This window comes from Pseudovibrio sp. Ad46, assembly GCF_001623065.1.
GTDB lineage: Bacteria > Pseudomonadota > Alphaproteobacteria > Rhizobiales > Stappiaceae > Pseudovibrio.
Window position 1 is genome coordinate 257,096 of the sequence record NZ_LMCG01000040.1, and the last position, 18,036, is coordinate 275,131.

Consider the following 18,036-nt stretch of genomic DNA (forward strand, 5'->3'; position numbering starts at 1 on the left):
TGCTGCGCACTTAAATCACGCCGCCGGCCTTCAGCGCTTTCATCATCACTGTTGGCAGGGCTTCTCCCTCAAGCTCATCTGGTGCTGACCACCAATAGCCGTCAGGCTCGTCATAATGTGCTGGTGCCTGTGCCTGCCAGACGCTCATTTCCAGATGGAAATGCGTGAAAGTGTGCTTCACATCCTTCGGCGTACGCACCCAGTCCGCAGTGATCGGAGCATGTGAGAGGTCTTCCATCGCTGCATTATCTGCCCAATGCGTGGTGATGGGCTCACTCATGCCAGCAAGCAGTCCTTTATCTTCGCGTTTGCGCAAAAGAATGCGGCCACGTGCATCGCTGAGCAGAAAGGCCATACCGCGTCGTGTCGGTTTCACCTTCTTGGGGGCTTTGCGTGGCAGCGTGTCCGCAATGCCTTGCCTGCGACCCTCACAAACATCCATCCACGGGCAGATGCCACAGGCCGGAGACTTCGGTGTACAGATTGTGGCGCCAAGGTCCATGATGGCCTGCGCAAAATCGCCGGGGCGATCATGCGGCGTCACTTCAGCCATCAAGGGCTTCACTTCAGCTTTTAGAGCAGGGAGCTCTGTCAGCAATGCATGGCGGCGGGACAGAACCCTCTCCACATTGCCATCAACCACAGCAGCATGGCGCCCAAAGGCTATCGTGGAGATTGCAGCAGCCGTGTAAGGACCGATGCCCGGGAGCTTTAAAAGCCGCTCTTCTTCCTCAGGAAAACGCCCATTGTGATGCAATTGGACAAATTTTGCACACTTATACAGATTTCTTGCACGGGAATAATAACCAAGCCCAGCCCACGCTTTTAGGATGTCTTCTTCCTCCGCATTGGCCATATCAGCAAGTGTTGGCCATGTCTTTATGAAGAGATTGAAGTAGTTTTTCACTGCCGCAACAGTAGTCTGCTGAAGCATGATTTCTGAGAGCCAGACATGGTAAGGGTCTGGTTTTACACCGGAAAGTATATCAGCAGGAGCTGTTCGCCATGGCAGTTGGCGAGAATTTCTGTCATACCAGTAAAGAACAACTAGATTATCTTGCATGGTTTTGTGGGTTAACCTTGGTTTTGATCCCTAAATAATTGGGGTTCCCTTGGTAATTCATGGTACCGCGGAAAACGGGACTGAATTAAGACTAATATAAAGCAATGGTCATATATGTGCCTTAATCTAATGGCGTGATGAAGACGATGAAAGCAACTGCGCAAAATCGGGTTTCCAGGAGATCAAGCCATCAGCTAAACGAGCTGATTGGTAAGACCATGCACCCTGTCGCGCGCAAGCGCGGATTTGCCAGTGCCGACCTTCTCACCGCCTGGCCAGAACTTGTCGGCAAGAAGTATCACGGAAAAGTACAGCCCGGTAGGCTTGTTTGGCCAAGAGCCAAAAGCTCTGAAGGAGAGCCGGTTGCAGAACCTGCAACACTTCTTGTTCATGCGGATGGCTCCACTGCTTTGTTCTTCACGCATGAAGCTCCACAACTGCGAGATCGGATAAACGCCTTTTTAGGCTGGAATGCGGTTGGCCGCATCAAGGTTGTGCAGCGTCCGGCGCTCAGAACCAAAAAGATCACACCAAAACCGCTTCGTGAGCTGTCAGAAATTGAAAACCGCCGCATCGAGCAGAAGGTTGCGTCAGTCTCTGATGAACGGTTGAAGAATGCGCTGGAAAAGCTCGGCAAGAACCTCATTGCCCGCACACCTGCAAGCAACTCCTGATCCATCCTTAAAGACCTGCAGTTCTGAATGAGTGATTACTGGCTGACCACCAGATCATGACCCTTTGCGGTATATCCCAGCAAAAGGTCAGGGCGCTCCATCAAAAGATAGGCTGTCGTTGTTTCCTGCGCATTCCGCAGCTCAATGGTATCACCATTCACCGCCCACGCCGTCACGCTGCTCAGCTCTTCATTGGTGCAGCCGCTTGTTGCTGCATGTCCGTTTGGAAAACTGCTGGTCACCGCTGGTGTCACAACAGCAGCGCCTGACGGGGTCTTGCTAAACTGAACCCGACAAGGAGCTGAGCTGTTTCCGCTGCCCTCGCTGACAACCCAGTTCGTAGAGGTAAGTGCGCCCAAATCTGCGGTGCCTGTATAAATTGTATTGGATTTTGCAGGTATAGCAGTCGTTTCAATCGTCGTTTCTTGAGTAGTTGTAGGTATAGCTTCGACGAAATCTTCAGATACAGAGGCTTGGCAGGCAATTAGTGGTGTGCTGAGAAGCATTAAAGTAGTCAAGCGCTTCATAATGTATCCGTATATCTTGTTAGAGAGTTCTATAAATATTTAATAACTCATTAATGAGGCAAAAACAAAACAACACGAGAAATTATTGTTGTTTTCCATGCATAAATTCTGTGGGTATGTATTAGCAGTGTAAATTTAATCATAGCGGATATCTTGGAACGCTCTCTGCCCGTTTGCCGCGAAATGGCAGAACCCCTTTGTTTTAAACGAAGAAAATCGTTTTCTCGCCTAACGTATGCGTCAATCCAGCTGCCTTACCAAAATTTAATATGACTACTCAGGATATTCGGTAGCATCCGACAAGTATTTGCCATAGTTTCCTGAAAACCAATTGTTGCTGGAAAGCGAGCTGTGGGCATGGCTGTATTCTGCGGATGTTCACCAGTTTGTGATCAATGGCTCTTGGGTTGGAGTGGTTATACTCCAGACCAGATGCTGGCTGTCTTTATGGCGATAAACGCGCCGGGTCAGCCAACAGGGCAACACATTTTAACTTGGGATAGAAAAACGTGACACTCTCTCGCCGTAAGTTTCTTGAGCGCACCAGTGCTCTTACAGCCGCTTCTCTTGCCTTTGCCGCTATGCCAACTGTTGCCTCTGCACAGACCTATTCCGAGGCAGACCTGAATAAGGTTGGCCCGTTGGGTGATAAGGTTATCGGCCAGGCAGACGCTCCCGTCACTGTCATTGAATACGCCTCTTTGACATGTGGTCACTGTGCCAACTTCCACAACACCACATATAAAGAGCTGAAGAAGAAATACATCGACACCGGCAAAGTGCGTTTCATCTTCCGTGAATTCCCGCTGGATACAGTCGCCGCAGCTGGCTTTATGCTTGCGCGCTGTGCACCGGAAGACAAATACTTCGATATTATGTCTTTGATGTTCGAACAGCAGCGCAGCTGGGCATTCACCAATGATCCATACAGCGCCCTGTTGAATATGGGCAAGCAGCTCGGTTTCACTGAAGAAGCTGTAAAGGCTTGCTTGACGAATCAGGAAATACTAGACGGAGTAACCGAAGTTCGTGACTACGGCTCAGACACGCTGGGTGTAGATTCAACACCGACCTTCTTTATCAACGGTGAAAAAGTAAGCGGAGCACTCTCTCTTGAGGAGTTCAGCAAGTACGTGGATAAGAATCTGTAAGACAAGCGGGCAGCCCTCAGGGCTGAATCTCCTGCTCGCAGATCTATGCGCGTATGATCGCTTACACCCTGATGTAAGAGTAGGGGGCGCTCTATGAAGTTTCAGCGCCTCCGTGTCCTTGGGTTCAAATCCTTTGTTGAGCCTATGGAGTTTGTCATTGAAGACGGCCTGACAGGTGTTGTCGGGCCCAATGGTTGCGGAAAGTCCAATCTTGTAGAAGCGCTGCGCTGGGTTATGGGAGAGAGCTCCTATAAGAACATGCGCGCCTCCGGAATGGATGATGTAATTTTCTCGGGCAGCCTCAACCGCCCGGCGCGTAACACAGCCGAAGTGACGCTCTTTCTCGATAACCAAGATCGAACAGCCCCCACTGGATATAACGACAGTGACACGCTGGAAGTCACCCGCCGTATCGAGCGCGAAGCTGGCTCTGTCTATAAGATCAACGGCAAAGACGCTCGTGCAAGAGACGTACAGCTGCTGTTTGCCGACGCCTCCACTGGTGCACGCTCGCCGGCAATGGTGCGACAGGGGCAAATCGGCGAGCTGATTTCGTCCAAACCAACATCGCGTAGAAAGATCCTGGAAGAAGCCGCAGGCATCTCCGGTTTGCACAGCCGCCGGAAAGAAGCAGAAATCCGTCTGCGGGCTGCTGAAACCAATCTGGAGCGACTGGAAGATGTGGTTGTTCAAATTGAAGGGCAACTCGACGGCCTGAAGCGGCAGGCAAGACAAGCCACCCGCTACCGCAACCTCTCCTCAGAAATTCGCAAGGCCGAAGCGACGATCCTGTATCTGCGCTGGCAGGAAGCAACATCCGCGCTGGACGCAGCCCGCAAGCAATATGCGGATGCTGAAATCGGAATGCGGGATATCGCGGGTCTGCAGGCGTCTACGGCGAAAGAGCAGGCACTCGCCGCCCATGAGGTTCCAAAGCTCAGAGAAGCCGCAGGTGGCGCTGCTGCTGCGCTCCAGCATCTGATTATCGCGAAAAACGATCTTGAGTCAGAAGACCGCCGGATCAGAGAAAAACTGATGGACCTTCAGGCGCGTCTTGCTCAGATGGAGCAGGACATCGAGCGTGAAGCCCAACTTGCCAGCGAAAACACCAGTCATCTGGAAGAGCTGGAAGAGGAAAAGCAAGAACTCCTCGAAGCTGCCGAGACTTTGGACGAGCGTGCGGCTGAAGCCGAAGAACTGGTGTTGATCGCGGAAGACAATCTTGATGCCAGCGAGATGAAACACTCGCGGATCACACAGGATCACGCCAGCCTCCTCGCCAAGCACACCCAGCTCGACAATCAGATCTCAGGCATTCGCCAAAAGAGCGCCCGCTTTAAAGAAGAAGCAGACCGCTTCAAAGGCCAGCTTGAAGCAGTCGAGGCAGACATCAAAGCCGCCAGTGGCCCAAGCGATAAGCGCGAAGAGCTGGAAATGGCTCTGGAAGAACTGGCTGAAGCAGAAGATGCCGCAGTCGAAGCAGAAGAAACTCTGGCAACGGCGCGCGAAACAGAAAACAACTGCCGCACTCCATTGAATGAAGCACATTCAGCTCTTTCCAGATATGAGACAGAAGCCAAGACACTGCAGGCCGTCCTTTCTGCTGGCCAAAGCGGAGATTGGACACCCGCCGTAGACCGCATGAGCGTGAACCCGGGTTTGGAAACAGCGCTGGGTGCCGCCTTGGGCGAAGATCTTGATGCTGCAATGGAAGAAGATGCGCCGGTCCGTTGGAGCCTGAATGCGGGGGCGGGCAGTGATCCTGCCCTTCCAGCAGGTGCGACACCACTTTCCGAATATGTGCAGGCGCCCAATGAGCTGGCACGCCGTCTCGCGCAAGTTGGGCTGATTGAGGCTGAACAGGGCTCAGCTTTGCGCAAAGAGCTGAAAGTCGGCCAGCGACTGGTCAGCAAGCAAGGGGATCTGTGGCGCTGGGATGGTTTGATCATCGCAGCAGACGCACCAACACCAGCTGCACAACGTCTTGCACAAAGAAACCGCTTGGCGGAACTGGAAGACCTTGTCGAACAGACGAGGGATCTGGTGGAAGAAAAGAAAGAAGCGCTGGAGACCGCGACCGAGCACAGGCGTCAGGCCGAAGTTGCTGAGCAGGATATGCGTCAGAAACTGCGCCTGGAGCAATCTCGCATTGTCGCCTTGCGGGAAGAGCTCGCGACTGCTGAGCGTGCCTTAACAGAATTGTCGGTGCGTAAAACAACGCTTGAAGAACAGCTCCGCCGCGCAAATGAAGATTATGAAGAGACTGCAGCTTCGCTCGAAGAAGCCGAGAGTGCTCTGGAAGAACTACCGGATATTGCAGGCGTAACAGCTGAGCTGGAAAGTGCGTCCAAAGATGTTTCCACCTGCCGCAGCAAACTGGCAGAGGCCAAAGGAGCCACCGATGCGCTGAAGCGGGAAGGGGAGCTGCGTGCGCGGCGCCTTGAAACCATTGAACGCGACAGACAGAATTGGGTTCAGCGCGCGCAAAACGCAGACAAGCAAATCTCCGTCCTGCGCCAGCGTCGTGATGATGCCGCAGAAGAGCGTCTCATCCTGTTGGAGAGCCCGGAGGAGATCGAGCTCAAACGTCAGGACCTGATGAATGGCCTCACATCTGCAGAGAGTGCACGCAAGGCAGCAGATGATAAACTCGCGGAAGGTGAAAAGCGCCAGCTGATCGCCGACCAGAAGGCCCGTGAAGCCATGGAAGGCTTATCTGGTGCTCGCGAGCGCAAGGTCCGTGCCGAAGAGCGCCTTGAAGCAGCCAAAGAGCGCCGCCTGGAAATTGAGCGCCGCGTGGATGAGGTGCTGGAAGTTAATGTCTCTCGTCTGCATGAGATGGCCGGCCTGTCACCAGATGCGCCTTTGCCGGATGCCGAAGGCGCCGAACGCAAGCTTGATCGTTTGAAGGCTGAGCGGGAACGTCTGGGAGGCGTAAACCTGCGTGCCGATGAGGAAATGCAGGAAATTACGGAGCAGCGAGACACGCTGATCACCGAAAGAGACGACCTGATTGAGGCCATCAGGAAGTTGCGCACAGGAATCATGAACCTGAACAAGGAAGCGCGAGAGCGTCTCTTGAGCTCTTTTGATCAGGTCAACGACCACTTCAAGCGTTTATTCACACACTTGTTCGGCGGTGGAACGGCAGAGCTGAAATTGGTGGATGCGGAAGACCCTCTCGATGCTGGTTTGGAGATCTTTGCACGCCCTCCGGGCAAGAAGCCGCAAACCATGACCCTGCTTTCAGGGGGAGAGCAGGCTCTCACCGCCATGGCGCTCATATTCGCAGTTTTCCTTACAAATCCTGCCCCAATCTGTGTTCTGGATGAGGTTGACGCTCCGTTGGACGATGCCAATGTTGAGCGTTATTGTGCTTTGCTGGAGGATATGGCGCAGAACACGGCAACGCGTTTCACCGTCATCACACACAACCCGATTACCATGGCGCGCATGTCCAGATTGTTCGGTGTAACCATGGCTGAAAGAGGGGTCTCCCAGCTCGTTTCAGTAGATCTTGAGACGGCTGAACGATTCACCGAACCGGCCTAAAATAGGGTACAATACGGCCTTGAAAGTATCCTTTATACGTATTCTCTGTTAGAAACTCTGGAAACTCTTTAGATATCAGTTATTTAGCTTAAGTAGCTCTAACCTTGACAGTGCAGATCACGAGCATTATGGTGCCCCCGACTTTCAGGGGCATCCATGTCTTTGAACTATCTGCCGGTATCTAGGAAGAATGAACATGTCTCCCGATGAGAATAAGCAGAGTGAAAAAGACATGAAAGAAACTGATCGTCACCTGTCTGAGCGGCTAGAAAAGCTCGGCAAAACGTTGGATACACGCTTGGACGAAGCCTCTGCTAAAGAGGAACCGAACAAGACCAGCGCGATGTCAGGCTTGTCACAGGCTTGGAAGATGTCTTCCGAGTTTATTGCCGCTATCTTTGTCGGGGGGGCACTCGGCTGGATGGCGGATAGCTGGATCGGGACCAAGCCGTGGGGGATGATAATTCTCCTTATGCTTGGCTTTGTTGCGGGAATATTAAACGTCCTTCGGGAGGCGGGCAAAGTCGCCGGTCCTGAAAGACGGATGAATTCCGGCAAGAAGCAGGACTAACTAATTCATCGCGCTCTTGCGCTCGTAAATTGGCACTTCAGGGGTACTACCTGTGGCTGGAAATTCAGGCAACGCGATCGATCCGATCCACCAGTTTCATATCTCCAAGATCTTTCCTGTGGAGATTGGCGGTGTTGATTTCTCCTTTACCAACGCTTCCTTGTTCATGGTTGTCACCGTCGCTGTAGCGACCTTGTTCCTCGTTCTGTCTACCAACAGACGTGGTCTGGTCCCAAGCCGCGCTCAACTCATGGCGGAAATGTCCTACGAGTTTGTTGCTGCCACATTGCGAGGATCAGCAGGCAATGACGGAATGCGGTTCTTCCCGCTCGTCTTCTCCCTGTTCATGTTCGTATTCGTTGCAAACATGCTCGGGATGTTCCCATACTTCTTCACCGTTACAAGTCAGATCATCGTGACATTTGCACTCGCAATTCTCGTGATTGGCACTGTAACGATCTACGGTTTCTTCAAGCACGGTGCAGGCTTCCTTAAGCTGTTCGTCCCAAGTGGCGTTCCAGTTGGGGTTATTCCTCTGGTGTCCACGATTGAAGTTATCTCTTTCCTTTCACGTCCAGTTAGCTTGTCCGTTCGTTTGTTCGCAAACATGCTTGCTGGTCACATCACTCTGAAGGTTTTCGCAGGTTTTGTTGTCATGCTCACCGGCTTCGGTGCAGTTGGCATCGCATCTGCGATCCTGCCTCTGATACTCACAGTTGCCATCACGGCTCTTGAGTTCCTCGTGGCATTCCTTCAGGCCTACGTCTTTACCGTTCTTACGTGCATGTATCTTGCAGATGCGCTCCATCCGAGCCACTAAGTAACGTGTAGAATCCGGGTTTCAAACCCAAAACAAAGTCATAGACGAATTTGCTAGTTTAGGAGCACTTGTCATGGAAGCAGAAGCAGCAAAATACATCGGTGCCGGTATCGCATGCCTTGGTATGGGTGGTGCAGCTCTCGGTCTTGGTAACATCTTCGGCAACTTCCTTGCCGGCGCACTGCGCAACCCATCTGCTGCAGATGGACAGTTTGGCCGCCTCATCCTCGGCTTTGCTGTGACCGAAGCTCTCGGCATCTTCTCCCTTCTCGTCGCACTTCTGCTGCTGTTCGCAGTATAATCGTCGACAACGATTAGAGCGTTTTATGATGACGGTTCCTCATGGTAGGGACCGTCTCTAAAATCATAAAACGTTACGAAGAGCGTTCACGGAGAAGTTGATGTCGAATACTCAAGGCAACCTGAATACAACTGCCGAAGTTGGCATTGTAGAGGAGGGCGGTAGCTTTCCTCCGTTCGACAGCACGACTTACCCGTCTCAGCTGTTGTGGTTGGTTCTTTCCTTCGGCGTTTTCTACTGGGTAATGTCGAAAGTGGTCCTCCCACGCATCGGCGGTATCCTTGAAGATCGTCGCGATCGCATCGCAGGTGATATGGCAGAAGCATCCCGTCTCAAACAAGAGACAGATGAAGCCATTGCATCCTACGAAAGTGCTCTAGCTGAAGCGCGCAAAAAAGCCACTACCATGGCTCATGATGCACGTTCTAAAGTGAAAGCAGAAACAGAAAGCGCCCGCGCAGCGGCTGAAGAGCAGCTGGCAGCCAAGCTTTCCGAATCTGAACAGAGCATTTCCAAGATCACAGCTGAAAGCCTGTCTCATGTTGGCGAAATCGCCGCCGAGACAACAGGCGAGCTTGTAAAGGCACTTATCGGTGGCCGTGCTCCAGCGAAAGCTGAAGTTGCCAAAGCCGTTGATGCTGCACTTAAGTAAGGGGTGACAGAATGTTCGATGCAAGCCTTTGGGCACTCGTTGGTCTCATCCTCTTCTTTGCCCTGCTGTGGTACCTGAAAGTACCTGGCAAGGTTGGTGCAATGCTTGACCAGCAAGCGGACAACATCAAGCAAGAGCTTGAAGGCGCCCGTAAGCTGCGTGAAGAAGCTCAGGCTCTGATGGCCGAGTACCAGCGCAAGCGTAAAGAGGCTGAAGCGGAAGCAGATCAGATCGTTGCTGACGCAAAAGTTGAAGCTGATCGTCTGGCTGAAGAAGCCAAGGCAGCTCTCGAAGAGATGATTGCACGTCGCACCAAAGCAGCCGAAGCGAAAATCGCTCAGGCTGAAGCAAATGCGATTGCACAGGTTCGCTCCCGTGCTGCAGATGTTGCAGTTCAGGCAGCTGAAACCATCGTCGCTTCCAGCACTGCCAAAGAAGAAATTCAGGATAAAGTGCTCAAGCAGAGCATCAAACAGGTTTCTGAAAACCTGAATTGATCCTCAGAATTTCTGACAAGAATATCAAAAAAGGCTCCCGATTTTCGGGAGCCTTTTTCTTTGTCTAAACATTACTTGGCTTCAGCTTCCTGATAACAAACTAGACATGCCATTCAGCAAGTCCCAACCGTTCTGAGGTGTCGATTTTAATTGGCAATGGGCTGTCATCCGGCTGGTGCATCAAAACAACATCCGCTTCCGTACAATGTGTCAGCAACGCAATGATGCTGCCTGAGCTGAACGCATCGGCGTGAATTGTATTGCCGGGAACCAGAATACCGCTGCCATGTGGAACAAGGAAGTTGGTGAGAGCAAACTGATCTTCTTCAAGCTGCGTCCCTACAGTGATCACAATCTCACTCTGTTCAGAAGCTGGCATGAACACATGCGGGAAATCGTGCGTCTCAATAAAGAAACCATTCGCCACATCCAGCCGGTACTGCGGATAGGCCTTGCCAAACTCATACTCAACAGCATTCAGATTGCCATCAAACTTCAGCGGGATTGTCTGTCCTTCATCGAAGATTTTGACCCCGAAGGCCGCTGCTATGTCATCCCGATTAGGACTGATTGGCGTCACAAGAGGAATGTCGAGGCTTGTCTCAGCGGAGGCAAACAGTCCGCTTGCGCCAAACACGTTTCCGGGTGCAGGAACCTGTACGGTTGATGCATCCAGCCATCTGCCCTGCGTTTGCAGATAAGACCCATCAGGCAAATTCGCGATATCAGCAGGGGAGGCAGTAACTGACTTGTGTGTTCCAGCTGTTTCCTGAGCTGGTGAGGCGCTGATTAGGAATGGGGCTTTAGCAGACAGCACTGCATCCTTACCGCCCTCCACGACGTTGTGAAGCGCATTTGTCGTCATTCCGAGTTTGTCATTGACCATGCGATGCACAGAAACTGCAGCAAGACTGGAATCCACTTGCCGCCCCGGAATAGCAGGATTGTATTTTACGTTGATACCAAGATCTCCAAGATGACGTTCCTTATACGTCTCTTGCAGATCAGCAGGCTTGGCAGTGTTTTGAACCGCCTGTGGTTGGACTGGGAGGGTCTCGTTCCGCACGGCACCTGTGATAGCTGGCATTTCAATGCTCCTGAATTTAAAGTTGCAATGCCGCCATGATGTGATCTGTTACGCCTCTGGGTTGTGCCAAAATGCACTCAAAGGCGAGTAAGTGCCGCTAGGTCATTCAACTCTGCGTTATAATGCGAGAGCATTGGAAAAGCCTGTGTGCTTGAGTTCAACGCAAGAACTCCTCTTTTTAATTAGCTCTGACGGCTAGTCGATATCATCGCTGACAGTACGAACACACATTTCCATGCACAATTCTAAGCGATCACATGAACACCAATAGTGGCGTCCCTAAAAGAAGTGCCGACCTCCCACGAATTGCGGAAAATTCTGCCGCGAGGGCTAAATGAGTACTTTAAGAACGCCAGTTTCCTGCACTTTTCAGTGGCATATATATTGCTTTATTGAATTCTGAATTTTGCTTAATTTATGAGTTTTGACCAAATGATGAGCCACGCTAATTTTTCACTCGCCAAACCACTCACTTCTGTTCGCATTGAGGTTGATGAAGGAAGGCAAGTCAACGCCGAAGAAGCGCGCAGTTTTATTAGGTTGGCAAATGCGGAGATAGATAAATTCTACACGAAGGGCGCACCAATCAAAATATCCACGAGCGGATCATCGGCGGAGATGATCGACATACAGCGTTTACTTCTGCAAACGCAGGAAACTTGGCAAAAGCACTTTGGATGATCTAGAGGCACGATCATCTCCATCTGAGAGGGTGAATCCAATTCAGAGATGCTTTGTGTGCCGTGCAGGTCGCGTCGCGTTAAAGAGGATCCAGAACACCTGAACCCCAAGCAGAAAGATATAGACTTTGAGTATGGTGAATGGGAACAGAGACATAGCGATTAGATCTGCAAAAATGTTCCTCTGATTCAAAGCCTTTAACTGCGGACCGTCTTTAGCTTGGAGAGAGTATCCGAACCCATCAAACTGGAAATAGACACCAAGGTGCTCCGCTTTCTGGGGGGATGTGGGAAGGGAATGGCCGGAGCATTTTTCGACTACTTTTGCCGATTGGGTTTCACCCAATGGGGATCCGCTAAATGAATACAGCTGGAAGCTTGGACTTGGAGCGCGCTTGTGTGTGCAATCAATGACACGATTATCCGGAGAGATCCTGAATACTCCAGTGACAGCTGTCTTTCCTAAGAAGAAACCAGAGAGAAATCCATGCTCTCGATGGTAAATCTGTATGCGATTCCAATAGGGCACGTAGGTTACAACAAATTCACCATCAACTGACAGTTCAGTATGTTCTACGAGTGGAAGCTCGACATGTGTGAGTTTGCTCCCACCATGGAAATAAGCAACTCCATGAATCAGAAAGCTCATGAATAGAGATAGGGCAAAATATAAAAAGAAACAGCGCGCGAGCCTGTTTGTAAATAACTGTTTTAAATCGTCGGGCGTCATCATATTACTCAGAGAGCATCCTTTGTCTTCAAGCTGACTGAACTACCCCTCAATCATCTCCCGAATAGGTCGGAAAGAGCAGCGGTGGAGCGGTGTTACGCCGTGTGCTGCTAGTGCTTCCTGATGCTGTTTGGTGCCGTAGCCTTTGTGTTTGGCAAAGCCGTACTCCGGGAAATGCTTGTCCATTTTCACCATCAGGCGGTCACGGGTCACCTTGGCAACGATAGAAGCAGCTGAGATGGCGAGGCAGCGGCCATCACCCTTGATCAGTGCTTGGCCTTCCTGCGGCAGGTGATGGGGCACATCCTTGCCATCAATGAAGAACTGTTTCACCGGAACGCTGAGCGAGCGGGCGCAGGTGCGCATGCCCTGCAAGGTTGCTTCGCGAATGTTGATCCGGTCAACGGTCTGCGCACTTTGCACGCACACACTCACATCAGCCATCTCAAGGATTTGCTCAAAGAGCTCCTCGCGCTTGGCCTCGGTCAACTTCTTGGAATCGTTCAGTCCCTCTGGCAGGTTGTCGTAATCGAGGCTGGCTGCTGCAACCACCACAGGGCCAGCCCATGGCCCGCGCCCGGCTTCATCAATACCGGCAAACCGCCCTTGCAGGTCTTGCTCAACAGAGCGCTCAAAGCGCAGGTCAGGAGCATCAGGAAAGGCGATATCAAAGAGGGAGTTTGCAAAATACGACATGCCCCTCATTGCCATGCAGCCCGGCAGCTTTCAAGCATCAAAACACGCCTCGTCTACAACAATGAAAGCTGCACACCGCCGCAAGTTGGTTTGATGAAATGGTCACAGGACAACTTCATTGAGCGCGAGGATAAACCCTTGCTCTTACACGCCAGCTGAAAGCGCTTTGCCAGCTGGTCAGCGTAAGGACCTTTACCCTTGAAGCGCTGCGTCCACTGAGCGTCATAGTCCTTTCCATCACGCATGGAACGCAAAAGGCTCAGCACACGCCGGTAACTGCCCGGAGCTTCCCGCAAAAGCCATTCCTTGAAGAGTTCAGAAACCTCTCGAGGAAGGCGCAGCAAAATGTAACTGGCCTCTGTCGCACCATGCTCCTTACAAACCTCAAGAATGCTCTCAAGTTCATGATCCGTCAGTCCAGGAATGATCGGAGCTGCCAGCACAGCGGTTGGAATACCCGCATCAGACAGTGCCTTGATCGCTTGCAAACGGCGAGGCGGCGTTGACGCGCGCGGTTCAAGGCTCCGCGCGATCTTCCGGTCCAGTGTGGTCACAGAAATTGCCACCTTTGCCAGATTACGCTCTGCCATTTCGCTGAGAATATCGATGTCCCGCATGACCAGCGCTGACTTGGTGACAATGGTCACCGGATGGCCCGTCTTGTTCAAAACCTCCAGAACATCGCGCATGATTTTGTGCGTGCGTTCAATCGGCTGATAGGGATCAGTGTTGGTGCCAATCGCAATGGGTTTGGGTTGATAAGAGGATGCACCCAGCTCCCGCTCCAGCACCTGTGCTGCATTGGGCTTGGCAAACAAGCGGCTTTCAAAATCCAGCCCTGGCGACAAGCCCATATACGCATGGGTTGGCCGCGCAAAGCAGTAGATGCAGCCATGCTCACAGCCCCGATACGGATTGATCGAGCGATCAAAAGGCAGGTCAGGAGAGCTGTTCTTGGTGATCACATGCCGCGCAGTCTCAATCTGCACTTCTGTCTTGATCGGCGGAAGTTCATCAATTGTTCCCCAGCCATCATCCATCAGTTCCCGGCTTTCCGCCTCAAACCGGCCAGCTTTGTTGGAATGTGCCGCACGGCCCCGACCTGTCATGTTGACCGGGAGCGAAGATCCCAAAGGATCAGCGGCCACAGTTTCGGCCCTGTGATTTTGTGCAGTTGACATGGGGCATGCACTTTCATCTTCTTATGAGAACATAAGTGGAACATTGCTCAAAATATCTGGATTTGCAAGCCTTTACTTTCCAAAGATAAGGCAAATCACTGTAAGCTGTTGGAATGATTAGCGCACTTATTCCCACCTATAACAGCGAGCACCGGCTGGTGCTCACCCTGTCCGCTCTGGTTCCGGCTTCCGCAGAAGGCATCCTGAAAGAAGTCATTATCACCGACGAAGGCTCATCTGATGGGACCGAGATTGTCGCGGATGCCAGCGGTGCGGATTTCGTCAGCACCACCTCAAAATCTGGTTTCGCTCTGGCCGAAGGGCTCAAACGGTGCACCCGTTCCAACTGGGTTTTGCTCATTCAGCCCGGCGCTATTCTGCAAGCGGGCTGGCAGGCAGAAGCCGTATCCTTCATAGAGCGCGCGGAGCGGGTCGGAACTGAGCAGAATCTGGTCGGTGTGTTTCCCAGCCGCACAGAAGAATTCGGCACTGTGGCACAGCTCAAGCAGAAACTTATCACCCTCACGCATCGCTTGCTAAAAGCATCATGCCACCAGCTCCCCATGCTGATCTACAAAGACCACCTGCAACAAGCGCTGGCGAACGCGTCAGGAATGAACCGGCAAGATCAGCTCCAGAAGGTTTTGAGGGCTAGCCGGGTCCATTGGTTGAACGGTACAGTGATCTTTCAAAATACGGCGAGATAACGCGGTACCAGCTTGGAGGGCTCATGGATTGGAATCGACACCTGAACCAATACTGCGAGCGCACCTCCGATGCATTCTGGTCTGAGCCACTCAATGCAGCGAGCAACGCTGCTTTTATCATTGCCGCGCTGATTGCCCTTCAATTCTGGTTGAACGCACGCAGTAACGCAAAAAAAACGCATTCAACGCAAACCAACGCACAAGATAACGCAGCTTTGGTTCTCATTGCTCTGCTGACCATAATTGGGATTGGCTCATTCCTGTTCCACACCTTCGCAACCCTCTGGTCAATGCTGGCTGATGTCATCCCGATTGCGATCTTCATGCTGGTTTACTTCTACCTTGCCACGCGTCGATACATGGATGCCAACCTCTTGATATCACTGGGCGCAACGCTGCTCTTCTTTGGGGCAATGGCATTTGGCCCAAGGCTGTTTGAGGGGATACTCGGATCCACTGCTGGCTACTTCCCGGCACTCCTCGCAATCCTGCTTTTTGCAGGCCTGACCCGCAGCAAAAAAAGGCAAACATCCAACGCTCTGTTAGCCGCAGGCGTAGTCTTCGCACTTTCGATGAGTTTCCGGATTTTGGACGAGCCAATTTGCTCGATTTTGCCAGTTGGAACACATTCCTTGTGGCATATTTTGAATGCAATTGTTTTGCTTATTCTAATTCGCGCATTTATACGCTTTAAGACGTATTGAGATACTGCAAAATCCTAGGCGATGGTCTAGTTTTTGCAAAACTGCGACATCTGAACCGGAAGTCATAGTGATTCCCGGTGGCGAGCCGCTCATTCACTCGGTCAGGCAAGAATAGACGATGACGGACAAAAAACGCCCTACCTCCGGCGAACTCGATGAACAAGCGCTCTTTTACCATGAGTATCCGCGCGCGGGTAAATTGGAAATTCAGGCAACTAAGCCATTGGGAAACCAGCGAGATTTGGCGCTTGCCTATTCTCCGGGTGTGGCTGCTCCGTGTTTGGCAATCCATAAGGATGAGTCAAAAGCGGCTGACTATACCGCACGTCAAAACCTTGTTGGTGTCATCTCCAATGGTACCGCAGTTCTGGGTTTAGGCGCGATTGGTCCTTTGGCATCCAAGCCGGTGATGGAAGGTAAGGCTGTCCTCTTCAAAAAGTTCGCTGGCATTGATGTATTTGACATCGAAGTTGACGAGACCAACGTTGATAAGTTCGTTGATGCAGTTGGCGTTCTGGAGCCAACCTTCGGCGGCATCAACCTGGAAGACATCAAAGCGCCAGAGTGTTTCCAGATCGAGAAACGCCTACGCGAAAGAATGAATATCCCGGTTTTCCATGATGATCAGCACGGTACCGCGATCATCGTGTCAGCTGCGGTGCGCAATGGCATGGAGCTCTCCGGTAAAAAGCTGGATGAGATTAAAGTCGTTGCTTCCGGTGCGGGCGCTGCAGCGCTGGCCTGTCTTAACCTGTTGGTGTCCTCCGGTGTAAAGCGCGAGAACATCTGGGTTTCTGACATTGAGGGCGTTGTTTATGAGGGCCGCGAAGCCCTTATGGATGAATGGAAATCCGTATTCGCGCAGAAAACCGACAAGCGCACGCTGGATGATATCATCGAAGGCGCTGATGTCTTCATCGGCTTGTCAGCAGCTGGAGTGCTGAAGCCAGAGATGGTCGCCAAGATGGCAAAACGCCCTCTGGTGATGGGCCTTGCCAACCCGAACCCGGAAATTATGCCGGAAGATGCACTGGCTGTTCGTGACGATGTGGTCATGTGTACAGGCCGTTCGGATTACCCGAACCAGGTGAATAACGTCCTCTGCTTCCCATACATCTTCCGCGGCGCTCTGGATGTTGGAGCAACGGCCATCAACGAAGAAATGAAGCTGGCCGCTGTTGAGGCAATTGCCGCTCTGGCACGGGAAGAACCGACCGATGTGGTGGCCAAAGCCTACGGCGGTGTCACCCACACATTCGGCCCGAATTACCTCATTCCATCCCCGTTCGATAACCGCCTGATCCTGCGCATTGCCCCTGCTGTTGCAAAAGCTGCCATGGAAACTGGCATCGCAACCCGCCCGATCGAAGATTTCGACGCCTACATGGATAAGCTGAACCGTTTCGTGTTCCGCTCCGGCATGGTGATGAAGCCAATCATCGCGCAGGCAAAGGCAGATAAGCAGCGCGTTATCTACGCTGATGGTGAAGACGAACGCGTGCTGCGCGCCGCTCAGGTGGTGCTGGAAGAGGGCCTCGCGACACCAATCCTCATTGGTCGTCCGCAGGTTCTGGAAAACCGCTGTGAGCGCTTCGGCCTGCGGATCCGTCCGGGCACAGATTTTGAGTTTGTGAACCCGGAAGACGATCCACGCTACCGTTCCTATGTTGACACACTGGTGCAACTGGTTGGCCGTAAAGGCGTAACGCCGGAAGCTGCCAGAACGATGGTGCGTACAAACTCCACTGTCATTGGTGCCCTGGCGTTGCATAGAGAAGAAGCTGATGCGCTGATCACAGGCCTCGAAGGCCGCTTTGACAAGCACCTGCGTGACATCAACAACATCATTGGTTGTTCCGAAGGTGTAACGGATTTCTCAACGCTCTCACTGCTGATCAACTCCAGCGGCGCGTACTTCCTTGCAGATACTTATGTCACTGAGTGTCCATCCGCTGAAGAGATCGCAGAGATCACGCATCTGGCGTCTGAGCAGATCAAGCGCTTCGGCATCACACCGCGTGTTGCGCTGCTGTCCCACTCCAACTTCGGCTCCCGTCCGTCAGAAACCTCCAACAAGATGCGGGAAGCCCTGCAGATGGTTTGGAAACAGCTGCCAGAGCTGGAAGCTGAAGGTGAAATGCATGGTGATGCTGCGTTGAAGCCGGAAATCCTGAAACGCTACATGCCAGATGCGCATATCTCCGGTCCTGCGAACCTGCTGGTGTTCCCAACTCTGGACGCCTCCAACATCGCATTGAACCTCATCAAAGCAATGACAGACGCGCTTCATGTTGGTCCAATTTTGCTGGGCGCGAAGAAAACCGCTCACATCATTACGCCATCCGTGACCTCACGCGGCATCGTAAATATGACAGCACTTTCAGCTGTTGATGCACAATGCCGTAAGCAGAATGCAGGCGTTTGCCTGGCACCACATAGCTAA

Annotated in this window: 17 protein-coding genes; 12 read left to right on the forward strand and 5 right to left on the reverse strand. The window is 52.2% G+C overall.

Annotated elements, in window-relative coordinates; translation table 11 throughout:
- Positions 1–10 precede the first annotated feature (10 nt).
- On the reverse strand, positions 11–1,063 hold the full coding sequence (gene mutY, locus PsAD46_RS08145; protein WP_063293752.1) for an A/G-specific adenine glycosylase: 1,053 nt from the start codon (positions 1,061–1,063) through the stop codon (positions 11–13).
- A 137-nt stretch (positions 1,064–1,200) separates the two neighbouring features.
- On the opposite strand from mutY, the gene PsAD46_RS08150 reads away from it, so the two are divergent.
- Entirely contained in the window at positions 1,201–1,737 is a 537-nt protein-coding gene (locus tag PsAD46_RS08150; protein ID WP_082826820.1) for a DciA family protein, read from the forward strand.
- Between the two features lie 35 nt (positions 1,738–1,772).
- On the opposite strand, the gene PsAD46_RS08155 is transcribed toward PsAD46_RS08150, so the two are convergent.
- The gene (locus tag PsAD46_RS08155; protein WP_153040715.1) at positions 1,773–2,264 is read right to left on the reverse strand and encodes a hypothetical protein; all 492 of its coding nucleotides are present in this window, start codon (positions 2,262–2,264) and stop codon (positions 1,773–1,775) included.
- 509 nt (positions 2,265–2,773) lie between these two features.
- On the opposite strand from PsAD46_RS08155, the gene PsAD46_RS08160 reads away from it, so the two are divergent.
- The 7 genes from PsAD46_RS08160 to PsAD46_RS08190 all read left to right on the forward strand — a co-directional run bounded on the left by PsAD46_RS08160 (position 2,774) and on the right by PsAD46_RS08190 (position 9,808).
- Complete coding sequence (locus PsAD46_RS08160; RefSeq protein WP_057462890.1) at positions 2,774–3,415, forward strand: DsbA family protein; 642 nt, start codon at positions 2,774–2,776, stop codon at positions 3,413–3,415.
- Between the two features lie 93 nt (positions 3,416–3,508).
- Complete coding sequence (gene smc / locus PsAD46_RS08165; RefSeq protein WP_063306570.1) at positions 3,509–6,967, forward strand: chromosome segregation protein SMC; 3,459 nt, start codon at positions 3,509–3,511, stop codon at positions 6,965–6,967.
- Between the two features lie 196 nt (positions 6,968–7,163).
- On the forward strand, positions 7,164–7,538 hold the full coding sequence (locus PsAD46_RS08170; RefSeq protein WP_108817844.1) for an AtpZ/AtpI family protein: 375 nt from the start codon (positions 7,164–7,166) through the stop codon (positions 7,536–7,538).
- A gap of 52 nt (positions 7,539–7,590) precedes the next feature.
- The gene (locus PsAD46_RS08175; RefSeq protein ID WP_057462888.1) at positions 7,591–8,358 is read left to right on the forward strand and encodes a F0F1 ATP synthase subunit A; all 768 of its coding nucleotides are present in this window, start codon (positions 7,591–7,593) and stop codon (positions 8,356–8,358) included.
- 73 nt (positions 8,359–8,431) lie between these two features.
- Positions 8,432–8,659: a F0F1 ATP synthase subunit C gene (locus PsAD46_RS08180; RefSeq protein ID WP_008549639.1), complete on the forward strand. Its 228-nt coding sequence runs from the start codon at positions 8,432–8,434 to the stop codon at positions 8,657–8,659.
- A 100-nt stretch (positions 8,660–8,759) separates the two neighbouring features.
- Positions 8,760–9,311, forward strand: a complete 552-nt coding sequence (locus PsAD46_RS08185) for a F0F1 ATP synthase subunit B (protein WP_063302419.1) — start codon at positions 8,760–8,762, stop codon at positions 9,309–9,311.
- Positions 9,312–9,322: 11 nt separating this feature from the next.
- Positions 9,323–9,808, forward strand: a complete 486-nt coding sequence (locus tag PsAD46_RS08190; protein WP_057462886.1) for an ATP F0F1 synthase subunit B — start codon at positions 9,323–9,325, stop codon at positions 9,806–9,808.
- 100 nt (positions 9,809–9,908) lie between these two features.
- Here the strand turns inward: PsAD46_RS08190 and PsAD46_RS08195 are convergent, their stop codons facing one another.
- The gene (locus PsAD46_RS08195; RefSeq protein WP_063306571.1) at positions 9,909–10,895 is read right to left on the reverse strand and encodes a hypothetical protein; all 987 of its coding nucleotides are present in this window, start codon (positions 10,893–10,895) and stop codon (positions 9,909–9,911) included.
- Positions 10,896–11,312: 417 nt separating this feature from the next.
- Between PsAD46_RS08195 and PsAD46_RS08200 the strand changes: the two genes are divergently transcribed.
- The gene (locus tag PsAD46_RS08200) at positions 11,313–11,576 is read left to right on the forward strand and encodes a hypothetical protein (protein WP_208981728.1); all 264 of its coding nucleotides are present in this window, start codon (positions 11,313–11,315) and stop codon (positions 11,574–11,576) included.
- A gap of 771 nt (positions 11,577–12,347) precedes the next feature.
- Here the strand turns inward: PsAD46_RS08200 and PsAD46_RS08210 are convergent.
- Entirely contained in the window at positions 12,348–13,001 is a 654-nt protein-coding gene (locus tag PsAD46_RS08210; RefSeq protein WP_063306573.1) for a ribonuclease HII, read from the reverse strand.
- A gap of 53 nt (positions 13,002–13,054) precedes the next feature.
- Positions 13,055–14,110, reverse strand: coding sequence for a PA0069 family radical SAM protein (locus tag PsAD46_RS08215; protein ID WP_244271732.1), 1,056 nt, complete (start codon positions 14,108–14,110; stop codon positions 13,055–13,057).
- Positions 14,111–14,295: 185 nt separating this feature from the next.
- On the opposite strand from PsAD46_RS08215, the gene PsAD46_RS08220 reads away from it, so the two are divergent.
- From PsAD46_RS08220 to PsAD46_RS08230, 3 genes are all read left to right on the forward strand, one after another.
- A complete protein-coding gene (locus PsAD46_RS08220) occupies positions 14,296–14,889 on the forward strand; it encodes a glycosyltransferase (protein ID WP_057464854.1) in 594 nt (197 codons plus the stop codon).
- A gap of 23 nt (positions 14,890–14,912) precedes the next feature.
- On the forward strand, positions 14,913–15,593 hold the full coding sequence (locus PsAD46_RS08225; RefSeq protein WP_057464855.1) for a ceramidase domain-containing protein: 681 nt from the start codon (positions 14,913–14,915) through the stop codon (positions 15,591–15,593).
- Between the two features lie 118 nt (positions 15,594–15,711).
- The gene (locus PsAD46_RS08230; RefSeq protein ID WP_063293763.1) at positions 15,712–18,036 is read left to right on the forward strand and encodes an NADP-dependent malic enzyme; all 2,325 of its coding nucleotides are present in this window, start codon (positions 15,712–15,714) and stop codon (positions 18,034–18,036) included.